This is a genomic window from Sinobaca sp. H24, assembly GCF_023845525.1.
Map to the genome: position 1 here is coordinate 40,654 of NZ_JALBWT010000013.1, position 13,870 is coordinate 54,523.

Annotated in this window: 9 protein-coding genes and 1 pseudogene; all 10 read right to left on the reverse strand. The window is 45.5% G+C overall.

The features are described 5' to 3' along the window. Positions 1 to 119: 119 nt before the first annotated feature. A pseudogene (locus tag MMY81_RS16995) lies at positions 120 to 4,417 on the reverse strand (PolC-type DNA polymerase III). A 110-nt stretch (positions 4,418 to 4,527) separates the two neighbouring features. Further along, positions 4,528 to 6,228: a proline--tRNA ligase gene (locus MMY81_RS17000; RefSeq protein ID WP_252313787.1), complete on the reverse strand. Its 1,701-nt coding sequence runs from the start codon at positions 6,226 to 6,228 to the stop codon at positions 4,528 to 4,530. A 164-nt stretch (positions 6,229 to 6,392) separates the two neighbouring features. Then, positions 6,393 to 7,658 carry an RIP metalloprotease RseP gene (gene rseP, locus MMY81_RS17005; protein WP_252313788.1) on the reverse strand — a complete coding sequence of 422 codons (1,266 nt, stop codon included), beginning with the start codon at positions 7,656 to 7,658 and terminating at the stop codon, positions 6,393 to 6,395. 13 nt (positions 7,659 to 7,671) lie between these two features. Next, the gene (locus MMY81_RS17010) at positions 7,672 to 8,817 is read right to left on the reverse strand and encodes a 1-deoxy-D-xylulose-5-phosphate reductoisomerase (protein ID WP_252313789.1); all 1,146 of its coding nucleotides are present in this window, start codon (positions 8,815 to 8,817) and stop codon (positions 7,672 to 7,674) included. 43 nt (positions 8,818 to 8,860) lie between these two features. Next, on the reverse strand, positions 8,861 to 9,661 hold the full coding sequence (locus MMY81_RS17015; RefSeq protein WP_252313790.1) for a phosphatidate cytidylyltransferase: 801 nt from the start codon (positions 9,659 to 9,661) through the stop codon (positions 8,861 to 8,863). A gap of 15 nt (positions 9,662 to 9,676) precedes the next feature. Continuing rightward, positions 9,677 to 10,438, reverse strand: coding sequence for an undecaprenyl pyrophosphate synthase (locus MMY81_RS17020; RefSeq protein WP_252313791.1), 762 nt, complete (start codon positions 10,436 to 10,438; stop codon positions 9,677 to 9,679). Between the two features lie 236 nt (positions 10,439 to 10,674). Next, positions 10,675 to 11,232, reverse strand: coding sequence for a ribosome recycling factor (frr, locus tag MMY81_RS17025; protein WP_252313792.1), 558 nt, complete (start codon positions 11,230 to 11,232; stop codon positions 10,675 to 10,677). A 2-nt stretch (positions 11,233 to 11,234) separates the two neighbouring features. Then, the gene (gene pyrH, locus MMY81_RS17030) at positions 11,235 to 11,951 is read right to left on the reverse strand and encodes a UMP kinase (RefSeq protein ID WP_252313872.1); all 717 of its coding nucleotides are present in this window, start codon (positions 11,949 to 11,951) and stop codon (positions 11,235 to 11,237) included. Between the two features lie 102 nt (positions 11,952 to 12,053). Then, complete coding sequence (gene tsf, locus MMY81_RS17035; protein WP_252313793.1) at positions 12,054 to 12,935, reverse strand: translation elongation factor Ts; 882 nt, start codon at positions 12,933 to 12,935, stop codon at positions 12,054 to 12,056. Positions 12,936 to 13,048: 113 nt separating this feature from the next. Continuing rightward, complete coding sequence (gene rpsB / locus MMY81_RS17040; RefSeq protein WP_120192235.1) at positions 13,049 to 13,798, reverse strand: 30S ribosomal protein S2; 750 nt, start codon at positions 13,796 to 13,798, stop codon at positions 13,049 to 13,051. Positions 13,799 to 13,870: the final 72 nt, after the last annotated feature.

Here is a 13,870-nt window from a genome sequence, read left to right on the forward strand (position 1 = left end):
GCTTTCGAATAAAAGATTACCATAAAACACCCGGAAATGCAACCAAAGCTTGTTTTCATGCGACTTACAGGCTTTTGTTGTTCGTTTTAGCCTTCTGCTGTTGTTCGTTCCGTTCGTTTTTAAAACAAGGACAGCTGGTTGGAATCCGGGAGCCCCTGCAGACAGCCATGCAGATCAAGATTTTCAATAACTGTCTTGGTCGCTTTGCTGCGCTGCTGCAAGTCCTCCTTTGAGAGAAACTCGCCGCCTTCTCTTGCTTTTACAATGCTGATCGCCGCGTTTGTACCGACGCCGTCAAGTGCGTTGAATGGAGGAATCAGCGAATCCCCTTCCACAATAAACTCTGATGCCTTGGAACGGTATAAGTCGGCCTTCTGGAAGGAATAGCCCCGTTCTACCATTTCAAGAGCAAGCTCGAGCACGGTAACAATGTTTTTTTCTTTTGGTGTGGCGTCAAATCCTTTTGCCTGTATTTCCTGAATACGGCTCTTAATGGACGTGCCGCCTTTAATCATTGTATTTAAATCAAAATCATCGGCCCGCACAGTAAAATAGGCAGCGTAGAAAAACATCGGATGATGCACTTTAAAATAGGCTATTCGCACCGCCATTAATACATAGGCTGATGCGTGGGCTTTCGGGAACATATACTTAATTTTTAAGCATGACTCTACATACCAGTCCGGCACGCCGTGCTTTTTCATTTCCTCTACCCATTCTTCCTGCAGCCCTTTTCCTTTTCGGACAAACTCCATGATTTTAAAGGCCAGGGCATCATCGACCCCTTTGTAAATGAGGTAGACCATTATATCATCACGGCAGCCGATAACATCCTTAAGCTGACATGTGCCGCTCTGAATCAGTTCCTGTGCATTTCCAAGCCACACGTCCGCACCGTGGGACAGTCCGGAAATCTGCAGAAGCTCTGAAAAAGTGGTTGGATTGGTTTCTTCAAGCATCTGCCGGACGAACCTCGTACCAAATTCAGGAATACCATATGTTCCGGTTTTACACATAATCTGCTCCGAAGTCACTCCGAGAACTTCCGGCGAACTGAATATTTTCATTACTTCTTTATCATCCACCGGGATGGTCTTCGGATCAATACCGCTTAGATCCTGAAGCATACGGATAACAGTTGGATCATCGTGTCCTAGAATATCAAGTTTCAGCAGATTATCATGAATGGAATGGAAGTCAAAATGAGTTGTCCGCCATTCCGATGTTTTGTCATCTGCCGGAAACTGCACCGGGCTGAAATCGTGGATATCATATTCTTCCGGTACAACAATAATACCTCCCGGGTGCTGTCCTGTCGTACGTTTAACACCGGTACATCCGGATACCAGCCGATCAATTTCTGCTCCGCGCAGGTGCATATCATGATCACTTTGATAGCCCTTGACGTACCCATACGCCGTTTTATCAGCGACCGTTCCTATAGTGCCGGCACGGTACACGTTTTTCTCACCGAACAATTTTTTGTGTAGTGGTGGGCTCTAGGCTGATAGTCGCCGGAGAAGTTCAAGTCAATATCAGGAACTTTATCCCCTTTAAATCCCAGGAACGTTTCAAATGGAATGTCCTGTCCTTCTTTAATATATGTGCTCCCGCACTTCTCGCATGCTTTGTCGGGCAGGTCATAGCCGGACATTACAGAGCCGTCGTTAAAGAAATAGGAATGCTTGCAGGACGGACAGACGTAGTGAGGCGGAAGTGGATTCACTTCTGTAATTTCGGTCATCGTGGCTACAAACGAAGAGCCGACCGATCCTCTGGAACCAACCAGATAGCCGTCATCCAGTGATTTTTTAACCAGCTTCTGCGAGATAAGATAGATAACATCAAATCCGTGCCCGATAATGCTGGCCAGTTCTTTTTCCAGCCTGCTTTCGACAATTTCAGGAAGCGGCGAGCCGTACAGGTCCGCGGCTTTCGTATAGCACATGTCTCTAATTTCTTTATCCGAGCCTTCAATGGTCGGCGTGTACAGCTTGTCCGGAATCGGATGAATCTCCTCCACCGAGTCGGCAAGAGCCCTCGATTCCGTTACGACTACTTTCTTTGCCAGCTCTTCGCCAAGAAACGAAAACTCTTCCAGCATTTCATCTGTTGTGCGGAAATGAACAGCGGGGAGCGTCTGACGGTTCAGAGGATTCGCGCCTCCCTGCGAGGCAACAAGTATTTTCCGGTACACGCTGTCTTCCGGTTCGATATAATGGGCGTTTCCTGTGGCAATAACAGGCTTGCCTAATTCTTCCCCGAGAGCGGCGATTTTTTTGGTGATGTCATAAATCGCATTCTCATCTTTAAGCAGTTCCTTTTTTACGAGATGCGCGTAGTTTCCAGGCGGCTGAACTTCCAAATAATCATAAAATTCTGCGGCCGCCTTCGCCTCTTCCGCTGACTTCTGCATCATCGTTTCAAATACTTCTCCTTTGTCGCAGCCGGATCCGACAATCAGCCCTGCACGATGCTTCTGCAGAACCGACCTTGGAATTCTCGGAGTACGGAAAAAGTACTCCAGATGGGACTTGGAAATGAGCGTGTAAAGATTTCTCAGTCCCTCCTGGGTCTGGGCAATGAGCGTACAGTGCGAAGGACGAAGCCGGTAGAAATCCCCCTGGCCCATATTTTGATTCAGTTGATTATGATTGGCAATGTCTTTATTCATGGCATCTTTGAGCATTTTCCACAACAGATATCCTGTCGCCTCCGCATCATAAATCGCCCGGTGATGGCTGACTAACTCAATATCAAATGCTTTACATAGGGAGTTCAGCCGGTGATTTTTCAAATGCGGATATAAAAAACGTCCCAGTTCCAGCGTATCAATAACCGGATTTGCTACTTTTTCCTGTTCCATTTTCCGGTAGCCTTCATTTAAAAACCCCATATCAAAGCTTGCGTTATGGGCAACAAGAATTCCATCTCCCATAAAGGTTTCGAAATCTGAGAGTACTTCACTTATTTCCGGCGCGCCTTCAAGCATATCGTCTGTAATGCCTGTTAGATCAATAATCGTCTCAGAAAGCTTCTGATGAGGGTTTGCAAAACGCTCAAACCGGTCGACAATTTCTCCATCCATAATTTTAACGGCTGCCAATTCAATAATCGTATCGTACACAACGCTTAGTCCGGTGGTCTCTACGTCAAACACTATATACGTGCCGGCAGCAAGATCCCGGTCCGCTTCGTTATATGCAATGGGAACACCGTCATCGACCAGATTGGCTTCCAGTCCGTAAAGGATTTTAACGCCGTGCTTTTTCGAGGCGTTATACGCATCCGGGAAGGACTGCGCCACCCCGTGATCCGTAATAGCCACAGCTTTATGTCCCCATTCGGCTGCTTTTGCTACATATTCGGAGGCCGTGGTCGTCGCGTCCATCTGGCTCATATTCGTATGCGCATGAAGCTCGACTCTTGTTTCTTCCGGTTCCGCTTTGTCTGTTCTTATTGCCGGCTGGATCTGCGTCACGTCATTTCCGATCATGACAAGGTCGCGTACAAACGTATCGTTCTGCACGCCTCCTCTTACCTTTACCCACATTCCTTTTTTAAGTGCCAGATACATCGGCAGATCTTCTTTATCTCTGGAAAACATTTTAACGCTGATAGAATCAGTATAATCTGTTATTTTGAATGTTAATAACGTGCGGCCGCTCCGGAGCTCTCTTGTCTCCGCTTCAAAAATGTATCCCTGAATCGCAATCCGCCGTTCTTCATCCTGGATCGTTTCAATCGGAACCGGCTCTTCTTTAATAGGATAGCCGATACGAAGTGAACCAGAATCGCCGGCTTTTTTAGAGCGGTCTTCCTGTTTTTTACGTTCCATCATGGCCTCTACTACTTTGGAGTGATCTTCTTCTTTCTTTTTCTCTTCGAATGCTTCCCGTTCCTGCTCAGAGTTTTTCACTTCTCCTTTGACGATACATTTTCCAAATCCAAGTCCGGGCATAATGACCTGCAGGGAGTCAGAGAGCTTACGCTCCATCATCGAGGCTTCCGCTTCATTTTTGCAGGCCAGCGTAATCGTATTATTTTCGATAGCCGGCTGCCCGCCGTTCAGGCGCTGGCGCAGATGAGGAGCCATTCCATCAATTCGGTTAACTATAGCCGGCCAGTAGGAAGACAGGCGGTCAAATGGCTGTTCTTCGTTATATTGAATCGAAAAAGCAGTAGATGCTACATGAGTAAATGCTGCATTCATTTTATTTTCAATTAGTTCAAAAATATCATAAGGAAGCGGTACAGGAAGGTATAAATAAAAATGCCACTTTTTCTCCTGCTTACTGATTTCAAGCTTTTCTATCCGCCCCTCCTGGAGGTATCTCTCTTTTATGTCAGAGGGGACGTCCAGCTGCTCCATCAGCAGCTGGAATCTTTCTTCCCTGATACGGTTGTCTGCGCTCACTGCAGAGCACCCCTTTCATTACGTTCTTCATAAAATTATCCCATGGTTTTCTTCTATTAGAAAGTGTCATTTCTAACAAAGGTCCATGGGATAATAGCGTGATTCTTTGGTTAAACGAGCTTGTTTAAATAGTCCATAAGGTCGGCTGCAGCTACTTCCACTGCTTCTCCGCCCTCTCTCTGCTTTACTTCCACTATGCCTTCCCCTGCTTTTTTCCCGCAGGCTACTCTAATTGGAATACCATATAAATCAGCGTCCTTAAACTTTACGCCGGCCCGTTCCTTACGGTCATCATATAATACATCAAAGCCGGCTTCGCGCAGCTCCTTGTATAAAGACTCTCCAAGGGCCGCCTGATCTTCCTGCTTTACGTTCATCGCAAGCAGGTGTATATCAAAAGGAGCCACGTTCTTCGGCCAGATAATACCGGATTCATCATGATGCTGCTCAACGATCGCTGCAATAGTCCGGCTCACTCCGATGCCGTAGCATCCCATAATCAGCGGCTGTGCTCTTCCCTGTTCGTCCAGGAAATCAGCTTTTAAAGCTTTGGAATACTTGGTACCCAGTTTAAACACCTGGCCGACTTCGATTCCTTTAGCAAAACGAATGGTTCCCAGTCCATCCGGAGCGGGATCTCCTTCTTTTATGAAACGCAGATCCTCATAGGAACTGACTTTAAAGTCACGGTCCGGGTGCACATTCATAAAATGCTTATCTGCTTCATTAGCTCCTGTTACGGCCTCTGCTATGCCGCGCACAGCAAAGTCAGCTAGTATTCTGACGTTGTCCGGAGCGCGGACCGGACCGATAAAACCTGTCCTGCATCCCATCAGCCGCTCGACCTCTGTATCATCTGCAAGTCTGACTTCTGAAGTGTCGAGCATGTTGGCTACTTTGATCTCGTTTACTTCATGATCTCCTCTGACTAAAACAAGCACAGGCTCTTCTTCTGTAATAAATAGAACAGATTTAATAATAGAGGTGCTTTCTATCGAAAGACCTTTCATCAAATCGTCAATCGTTTTCATCGCCGGTGTATCCACCGGCTCCATGGAAGCTTCCGGCTTCGCAGGTTTTTCATAACCGTCGGCAATTTTTGCCACTTCTATATTCGCTGCAAAATCCGAAGCATCCGAATAAGCAATTGTGTCCTCTCCTACATCGGAAAGTGCCATAAATTCGTGGGTGCCGCCTTTACCGCCGATCGCTCCGGCATCAGCTTCCACCGGGCGGAAATCGAGGCCGCACCGTTTAAACACGGATTGGTAGGCCCTAAACATGTTCCAATAGCTCTCTTCCAGACCTTCTTCACTGCTGTCAAAGGAATAAGCGTCTTTCATGACAAACTCGCGGGAGCGCAGCACGCCAAAGCGTGGCCGTCTTTCATCGCGATACTTGTTTTGAATCTGGTATAGGTTCACCGGAAGTTTTTTATAAGAATTTAACTCGTCCCGTACAAGGGAAGTAATAACTTCTTCATGCGTGGCGCCAAGAACAAAATCACGATTATGTCTGTCTTTTAAGCGCATCAATTCCGGTCCGTAATCGTGGATGCGGCCGGACTCTTCCCATATTTCAGCTGGCTGTACGGCCGGCATCAGAATTTCCTGTGCACCGGCGTTGTTCATTTCTTCTCTCACGATATTTTCAATTTTTCTAAGTACTTTGTAGCCCAGCGGTAGATAGCTGTATATACCTGAAGCCGTCTGACGGATAAGTCCGGCCCGCAGCATCAGCTGATGGCTCGTTATGTCTGCTCCCTGCGGCACATCCCGCATTGTGGGGCTGAAAAATGATTGTTGTCTCATAGTAGTAGAAACCCTCTTCCTTAAGTTAAACAGACAGACCTTGTTCTGCCGGTATCATTTTTTGGATAAAATAAAGGCACCAGTACCCGCTCCCGACAAAAGGCTTACCTTTTGAGTCGTTATCTCCATCGAGAAAGCTCGGGCACTGAAGCCTTGCAGCACTATTATAAAAAGAAACGGTTTATATCATTCCACGTCACAGCAAGCATCAGCAGAATTAACAGGGCAAATCCAAGTAAATGGACCATGCCTTCTTTCTGCGGATCAATCGGCTTGCGGCGTATGGCTTCCAGACCGATAAAGATAAGCCTTCCACCATCCAAAGCCGGAAGCGGCAGAAGATTGACAATACCTAGATTCACACTCAGCATTGCGGCCCATTGAACGAGCACCAGAATGCCGAGTGATGCCACTTCACCCGTCGCGTTGTAGATACCAACAGGGCCGGCCAGATCATCGAGTGAAAATTGTCCGGTTAGTATCGTGCTCAGCACCTGGAAAATCAGCGTAGCTACATTAACAACGCTTGTTGCGCCGTATTCTATTGATCCGAGAAAGGAATGCTCCGGAGCCGGCGCATTCACGCCGATCTGCCCGATTTCCTGTTCTGCCATTTCATCATATACGCTGTCCGGTTCAACGGTAATCGTCTGTTCCTGACCGTCACGTACAATCTCAAATGGAACCGGTTCGCCCGGGTTCTGCTGAATAACTGCCGTCATTTCCTGCCACGTGTCGACCTGCTGGCCGTCCACAGCATTAACCTCATCACCTTCTGCCAGACCGGCTTCCTGTGCGGGGCTTCCGTCAACGAGTTCTCCCATGGAAGCCTCTTCAGTCGGGACACCATTTATGAGAGCAAACGTCATAAACAGCACAAAGGCTAAAATAAAGTTCATCGCCGGTCCGGCAAATATGGTAAGAAATTTAGGACCCGGCTTTTTGGAACCAAACTGCCTGTGGTAAGGGGCAATCTGTTCCGGCTTTTCGTCTACGATCATATTACAGGCATCATCTACATCAAAGCGCTGCAGTTCTTCTTCATCGTCTGTATATGCTTCGATAAACAACTGTTTATCCAGATCTATACGCTCTACAGAAACTACTTTTGCTTCAGGATGTTTTGATTTATTGTTCACGATGATTTCTTTTACTTTGCCGGCTTCGTTCCAGACAAGTCCTACTTCATAGCCAGGCTTAATCTGCACCTGCTCCGGTTCTTCACCAGCCATCCGTACATAGCCTCCAAGAGGAAGCAGCCTTACCGTGTAGAGTGTCTCATTGCGTTTTGTTGAAAATATTTTTGGGCCGAAGCCTATTGCAAATTCCCGGCATAAAATACCGGCTTTTTTGGCAAAGTAAAGATGCCCCCATTCATGGACTGCCACCAGCACTCCAAAAATAATAATTATTGCAATTAATGTATCCAATTTTTTCCCACCTTTACCCTATTAAAGAGGCCACATATTCCCTTGTTTCTTTATCCACTTCAAGAATGGTCTGTAAATCAGGAGCAAGCTGGGACGAGTGCCGATGCATTGCTTTTTCTATATATTCTTCGATTGCTGTAAATGAAATTCTGCCGGCTAAAAACTCGGCTACGGCGATTTCGTTTGCCGCATTTAAAACGGTTGTCATCGTGCCTCCAGTTTTTCCTGCATCATAAGCATACTGCAGACAGCGGTAACGGTCAAAATCGGGCTTCGAAAAATGAAGTGCTCCTGCTTCCCATAAGTTTAACCTGTTTGTATCTTTTAATTCAAGCCTTTTAGGCTGGGACAGAGCAAACTGGATAGGAACCCTCATATCAGGGGATCCAAGATGTGCAATTACACTTTTATCCTTGTATTCCACAAGGGAATGCACGATGCTCTCCCGGTGGATAACAACTTCAATATCTTCATATGGCATATCAAAGAGCCAGTGTGCTTCAATAACTTCAAACCCTTTATTCATCATTGTTGCTGAATCTATCGTTATTTTAGCCCCCATCGACCAGTTGGGATGATTCAACGCATCTTCTCTTGTTACATTGTGCAGCTGGTCCCGGTTTAAATCCCGGAAACTTCCGCCGGAAGCTGTAATAATTAAACGATCTACGTCTTCTCTTCTATTGCCGAGAAGACATTGATAAATAGCTGAATGCTCGCTGTCAACCGGAAGCAGCAGCACATTATGCTCCTTAGCCGCCTGCGTCACAATATGGCCGGCTGTGACGAGCGTTTCCTTATTGGCAATACCGATATCTTTTCCTGATTTAATCGCGGCAAGTGTCGGTTCGAGTCCCACACTTCCCATTACTGCATTCATGAGAAAGTCCGCCTCGTTGTAGGAAGCGGCTTCAATCAACCCTTCTCTGCCAAAAAGTATGCGCGTATTCGGAAAATCTTTTTGCAGCCGTTCTGCATCTTCTTTCCGTTCTACGCTGACAAGCGCCGGCTTAAACAGTGCTATCTGTTCTGCCGCAAGAGTGATATTTTTACCGGCTGTCATAGCAGCGAGCGAAAACTCTTCGGGATGGCTTTTAATAACGTCCAGCGTTTGTGTACCAATAGATCCTGTGGATCCAAGCAGTGAGATTTTTTTCATAATCGTCTCCTTTAGTGATCAGCCTGTCTGTAGTATGTACGACCTACGATAAAAAATAGAAAAAGTGAAGCAGCGGCATGACAAAAATTAAGCTGTCAAAGCGGTCCAGTACACCACCGTGCCCCGGCAGAAGCGTTCCGGAATCCTTCACGGCGTAATGACGTTTTAACGCTGATTCCACCAGATCCCCCAGCTGTCCGAATATAGATGCCGTTAAGATAAATGCCGTTACGATCCATGCGGAAGAGTATATAGGAAAGAACATGTGAAATACCCACCCTACGATAAGCGCGGCACCAATTCCACCTATAAATCCTTCAATTGTTTTTTTGGGGCTGATGTCCGGCCACAGCTTATGCTTTCCCCATTTTCTTCCGATAAAATAAGCCCCGGAGTCGGTAGCCCAGATAATAAATAAAGTGAAAAATACAACAAGCAGTCCGATATCGTCTATGTGACGCGTAATAATTAAGTGGTAAAATCCATAACCGACGTATACCGCTGATAAAATCACAAAGCCGGCCTCGTCAAAAGTGAAAGAATTTTTCGTCACCACGGTCCATGCAAGCAGAAATAATATCATAACGAAGAAAAGCTCTGACTTCGATACATGATCTAAAAAAACAACGTCCAGCCAATCTGCCGGAATGAGGAGAGTCCACATAAACAGCATACTGATCAGACCCATAAAAGATCTGAGTTTAATATGTTTCATTCGAATCAGCTCATACATCGCAGCTGAAGCGATAAGTGTTACAAAGGCAGTAAAAAACACTCCGCCTGCAATAACAGCGCCAAGTAGAATAATACCTCCAATTACTGCTGTTACTATTCGTTGTCTCATCGTGTCTCTCCCATCCTAAACGCCCCCGTACCGCCGTTTCCTTTCCTGAAACACCTTAATAGCCTCTTCGAGGTGCTCCCCATTAAAGTCCGGCCAGAGAACATCTGTAAACCAAAACTCACTGTAAGCCAGCTGCCAGAGCATGAAGTTACTCAAACGAATTTCTCCGCTTGTACGGATAAGAAGATCCGGATCCGGAAGATCACTGCTGAAAAGTTTGGAATGAATGTCTTTTTCTATATCTTCTGCCCGAATGGAGCCATTCTCCACTTCTTCTCCAAGCGCTTTTACAGCCCGTACCAGCTCATCCCGTCCGCCGTAGTTCATCGCAATATTCATGACAATACCTGTATTGTCAGCCGTATCGTCGATCGCTTTTTTTACAGCTTTCATCGTATGGGCTGGCAGTAAATCCGTGCTGCCCATCATTTGTACTTTGACATTATTTTTCATAAGCGCCGGCAGTTCCTTCGTAATAAACTTCTCCGGCATTCTCATCAGAAATTCTACTTCTGATTTCGGCCGTTTCCAATTTTCAGTAGAAAAGGCGTACAGGGTAATATATTTTATTCCCATCAAATGGGCTTTTTCGACAATACGATTAATGGTTTTCATGCCTTCCCGGTGTCCAGCTACGCGAGGCATGCCTCTTTCCTTAGCCCAGCGCCCATTTCCATCCATTATGATAGCAACGTGAGCCGGTATATTATCTGATTTAGCAGCGTCGGCCTTTTGATGCGAGCGTTGTTCTGGATTTTTTAAAAATCTATCAATCATGGTTGGGGCACCAGCCTTCTTTTAATATGTAACTTATTATTTTTTCTGCCTGTGTTCTATTCCGGCAGAGTTATGCAGTCCTTTTTCATCTTAAAGCATTAGTGCTCTCAAACACAAGAGATGAGGGAAACTTTTCCTTTATGGACCGCTTCCTTTTCTCTCTTTCGCTTTATAAAAGGAAAAACCCTCCTGCAAGAAGAGGGTTTTACATTCTTTCTATGAACTAGTCTGGAAGCTTATACTTCCATAATTTCTTTTTCTTTATCAGCAGCTGCTTTATCAATTTCAGCAATGTGCTGGTCTGTTACTTTTTGAATATCATCCTGCTGACGACGGAGATCGTCTTCTGTAATATCTCCATCTTTCTGCTGCTTTTTAAGGGATTCATTTGCATCGCGGCGAAGGTTGCGGACAGCTACTTTAGCCTCTTCTGCATATTTCCCGATCAATTTGGATAAATCTTTACGGCGTTCTTCTGTAAGAGCTGGAATAGCAATTCGGATCACTTCGCCGTCGTTGCTTGGCGTCAGGCCGAGGTTTGCTTTTTGAATTCCTTTTTCCATGTCATTGATGGAAGATTTATCATAAGGCGCTACGACCAGCAGCCGTCCTTCAGGGACAGAAATAGAGGCCAGCTGGTTAAGCGGCGTTTCTGCTCCGTAGTAGGTGACAATAACCTTATCAAGCATAGAAGGGTTTGCTCTTCCGGCTCTCAGCGTAGCAAGCTCACGGTGAAAGGAGTCGATTGACTTTTTCATTTTTGCGGATGCTTCTTGTTTTGCGTTCTCTGCCATGTTTATTTCCCCCTGATTACTGTACCAATTTTTTCTTTTAATACAGCTTTTTTAATATTGCCCTCTTCCATAATTGAAAATACCAGAAGTGGTATGTCATTGTCCATACATAGCGTAGAAGCGGTCGAATCCATAACGCCGAGATTTCCGTTTAATAGATCAAGGTACGTAAGCTCCTCGTACTTTTTCGCTTCCGGATGAATAAATGGATCTGCATCATACACGCCATCCACTTTATTTTTAGCCATAAGAATTACTTCTGCTTCAATTTCAGCAGCACGGAGAGCTGCTGTTGTATCCGTAGAAAAGTATGGATTACCAGTACCTGCAGCAAAAATAACAACACGTTTTTTCTCCAAATGCCGGATCGCCTTACGTCTTATGTATGGTTCAGCAACTTGTCTCATTTCAATGGAAGTCTGTACTCTGGACTGAACCCCGTTGTCTTCCAGGCTGTCCTGAAGAGCCAGCGAGTTCATAACGGTAGCAAGCATTCCCATGTAATCAGCTGTTGCGCGGTCCATCCCTTTAGCGCTTCCTGCCATTCCGCGCCATATATTACCTCCGCCGACTACGATAGCAATTTCTACATCGTATACAACAATTTCTTTAATCTGCATCGCTATAGACTGGATAACTTCCGGGTCGATTCCATACCCCAGTTTTCCCGCAAGCGCTTCACCGCTTAATTTTAGTACGACTCTATTATACTTTTCCATCATTTACCCCCGATTGTCAGGTATTATTGTACAATTCTTCTATAACATGGAAAGAGGGCCTGCCCCACTGGATGTATCCAGGGAGCATACCCGCTTGCACCATTATTTTTTCACTTGGGACATAACTTCTTCTGCGAAGTTATCTTCACGCTTTTCCATGCCTTCTCCAACTTCATAACGGACAAAGCCTTTCACTTCAGCGCCGAAGCTTTTCACATACTTGCCGACTTTCTGATCCGGATCCTTTACGAATTCCTGATCAAGCAGGCAGATCTGTTCGAAATACTTATTAATGCGGCCTTCCACCATTTTTTCAACAATGTTTTCCGGCTTGCCTTCGTTAAGTGCCTGCTGCTTTAGAACTTCTCTTTCACGATCTGCTTCTTCCTGCGGTACCTGATCACGGGACGTGTAGCTTGGATTGATCGCAGCAATGTGCATCGCTACATCTTTAGCAGCCTGATCATCGGTTGTTCCTTCAAGAAGGGTAAGAACGCCGATGCGGCCTCCCATATGAAGATAAGATCCGAAAGAGTCATTGTCGCTCTTCTTCACAATTTCAAAACGGCGCAGCGAAATTTTTTCGCCGATCTTTGCAATTTGATCGTTCAGGTAATCCTGAAGCGTTACTCCTTCTTTAAAAGTAGAAGCAAGTGCTGTATCCACATCAGCCGGCTCTTCGGTAAGAAGATACGATGCTACGTCTTTTACGAGGTTCTGGAAGTTTTCGTTTTTAGCAACGAAATCTGTTTCAGCGTTGATTTCAAGAATAACTGCTTTGTTTCCTTCGATTAGTACAGAAGAAAGTCCTTCTGCTGCTACACGGTCTGCTTTCTTTGCCGCTTTGGAGATACCTTTTTCACGAAGATAATCAACTGCCTGATCCATGTCACCGTCTGTTTCAGTAAGTGCCTTTTTGCAGTCCATCATTCCGGCTCCTGTTTTTGCGCGGAGCTCTTTTACCATACCAGCTGTAATTGCCATTGTTATATTCCTCCTCAGAATAAATGCCTGTTTCTTTTCTATAGCAAAAGGATGATAAAGGGCAATCCCCTTATACCACCCTTTTGTGTACAGCAATCGTTATGATGCTGTGATTATGAAATTGTTTCCTGGTTTTCAGCAGCTTCTTCTTCTGTTTCTTTCTCAAGTTCAGCCTGCTCATTAGCTCTATTTGCTTCAATAACAGCGTCTGCCATTTTTGAAGTTAAAAGGCGTACAGCGCGGATCGCGTCATCATTACCAGGAATTACTTTGTCAATTTCATCCGGGTCGCAGTTTGTATCTACAATAGAAACGATTGGGATATTAAGCTTGTGCGCTTCTGCGACAGCAATTCTTTCCTTGCGCGGGTCAATAATGAAAATGGCTGCAGGCAGCTTCTTCATTTCTTTGATTCCGCCAAGGAATTTCTCCAAACGGTCCATTTCTTTAACTAGGAGCATTACTTCTTTTTTAGGCAGGACTTCAAAAGTTCCATTTTCCTGCATTTTTTCGATATCCTTTAGGCGTGCAATACGCTTACGGATCGTTGCAAAGTTTGTAAGAGTTCCCCCGAGCCAGCGCTGATTGATATAAAACTGGCCTGAACGGATAGCTTCGTCACGGACTGAATCCTGTGCCTGCTTCTTCGTTCCAACGAAAAGAATTTTTCCTCCGTCTGCAGCAATGTCGCGTACGTAGTTATATGCTTCTTCTACTTTTTTAACCGTCTTCTGAAGGTCAATGATATAAATACCATTTCTTTCAGTAAAAATATAACGGCTCATTTTCGGGTTCCAGCGTCTAGTCTGATGACCAAAGTGTACCCCTGCTTCTAGTAATTGTTTCATGGAAATAACTGCCATGATTGATTCCTCCTTAGGTTTTTTCCTCCGCCTGCATCTTCTCTGCAATTGAGCTGCGCTGTGCAGCCACCT

Bases quoted from the DNA above. Each gene is read 5' to 3' on its own strand.
- frr (WP_252313792.1), bottom strand. From the start codon at position 11,232: ATGGCAGAGAACGCAAAACAAGAAGCATCCGCAAAAATGAAAAAGTCA.
- tsf (WP_252313793.1), bottom strand. From the start codon at position 12,935: ATGGCAATTACAGCTGGTATGGTAAAAGAGCTCCGCGCAAAAACAGGA.
- MMY81_RS17020 (WP_252313791.1), bottom strand. From the start codon at position 10,438: ATGATTGATAGATTTTTAAAAAATCCAGAACAACGCTCGCATCAAAAG.
- rpsB (WP_120192235.1), bottom strand. From the start codon at position 13,798: ATGGCAGTTATTTCCATGAAACAATTACTAGAAGCAGGGGTACACTTT.
- MMY81_RS17000 (WP_252313787.1), bottom strand. From the start codon at position 6,228: ATGAGACAACAATCATTTTTCAGCCCCACAATGCGGGATGTGCCGCAG.
- MMY81_RS17010 (WP_252313789.1), bottom strand. From the start codon at position 8,817: ATGAAAAAAATCTCACTGCTTGGATCCACAGGATCTATTGGTACACAA.
- MMY81_RS17015 (WP_252313790.1), bottom strand. From the start codon at position 9,661: ATGAGACAACGAATAGTAACAGCAGTAATTGGAGGTATTATTCTACTT.
- pyrH (WP_252313872.1), bottom strand. From the start codon at position 11,951: ATGGAAAAGTATAATAGAGTCGTACTAAAATTAAGCGGTGAAGCGCTT.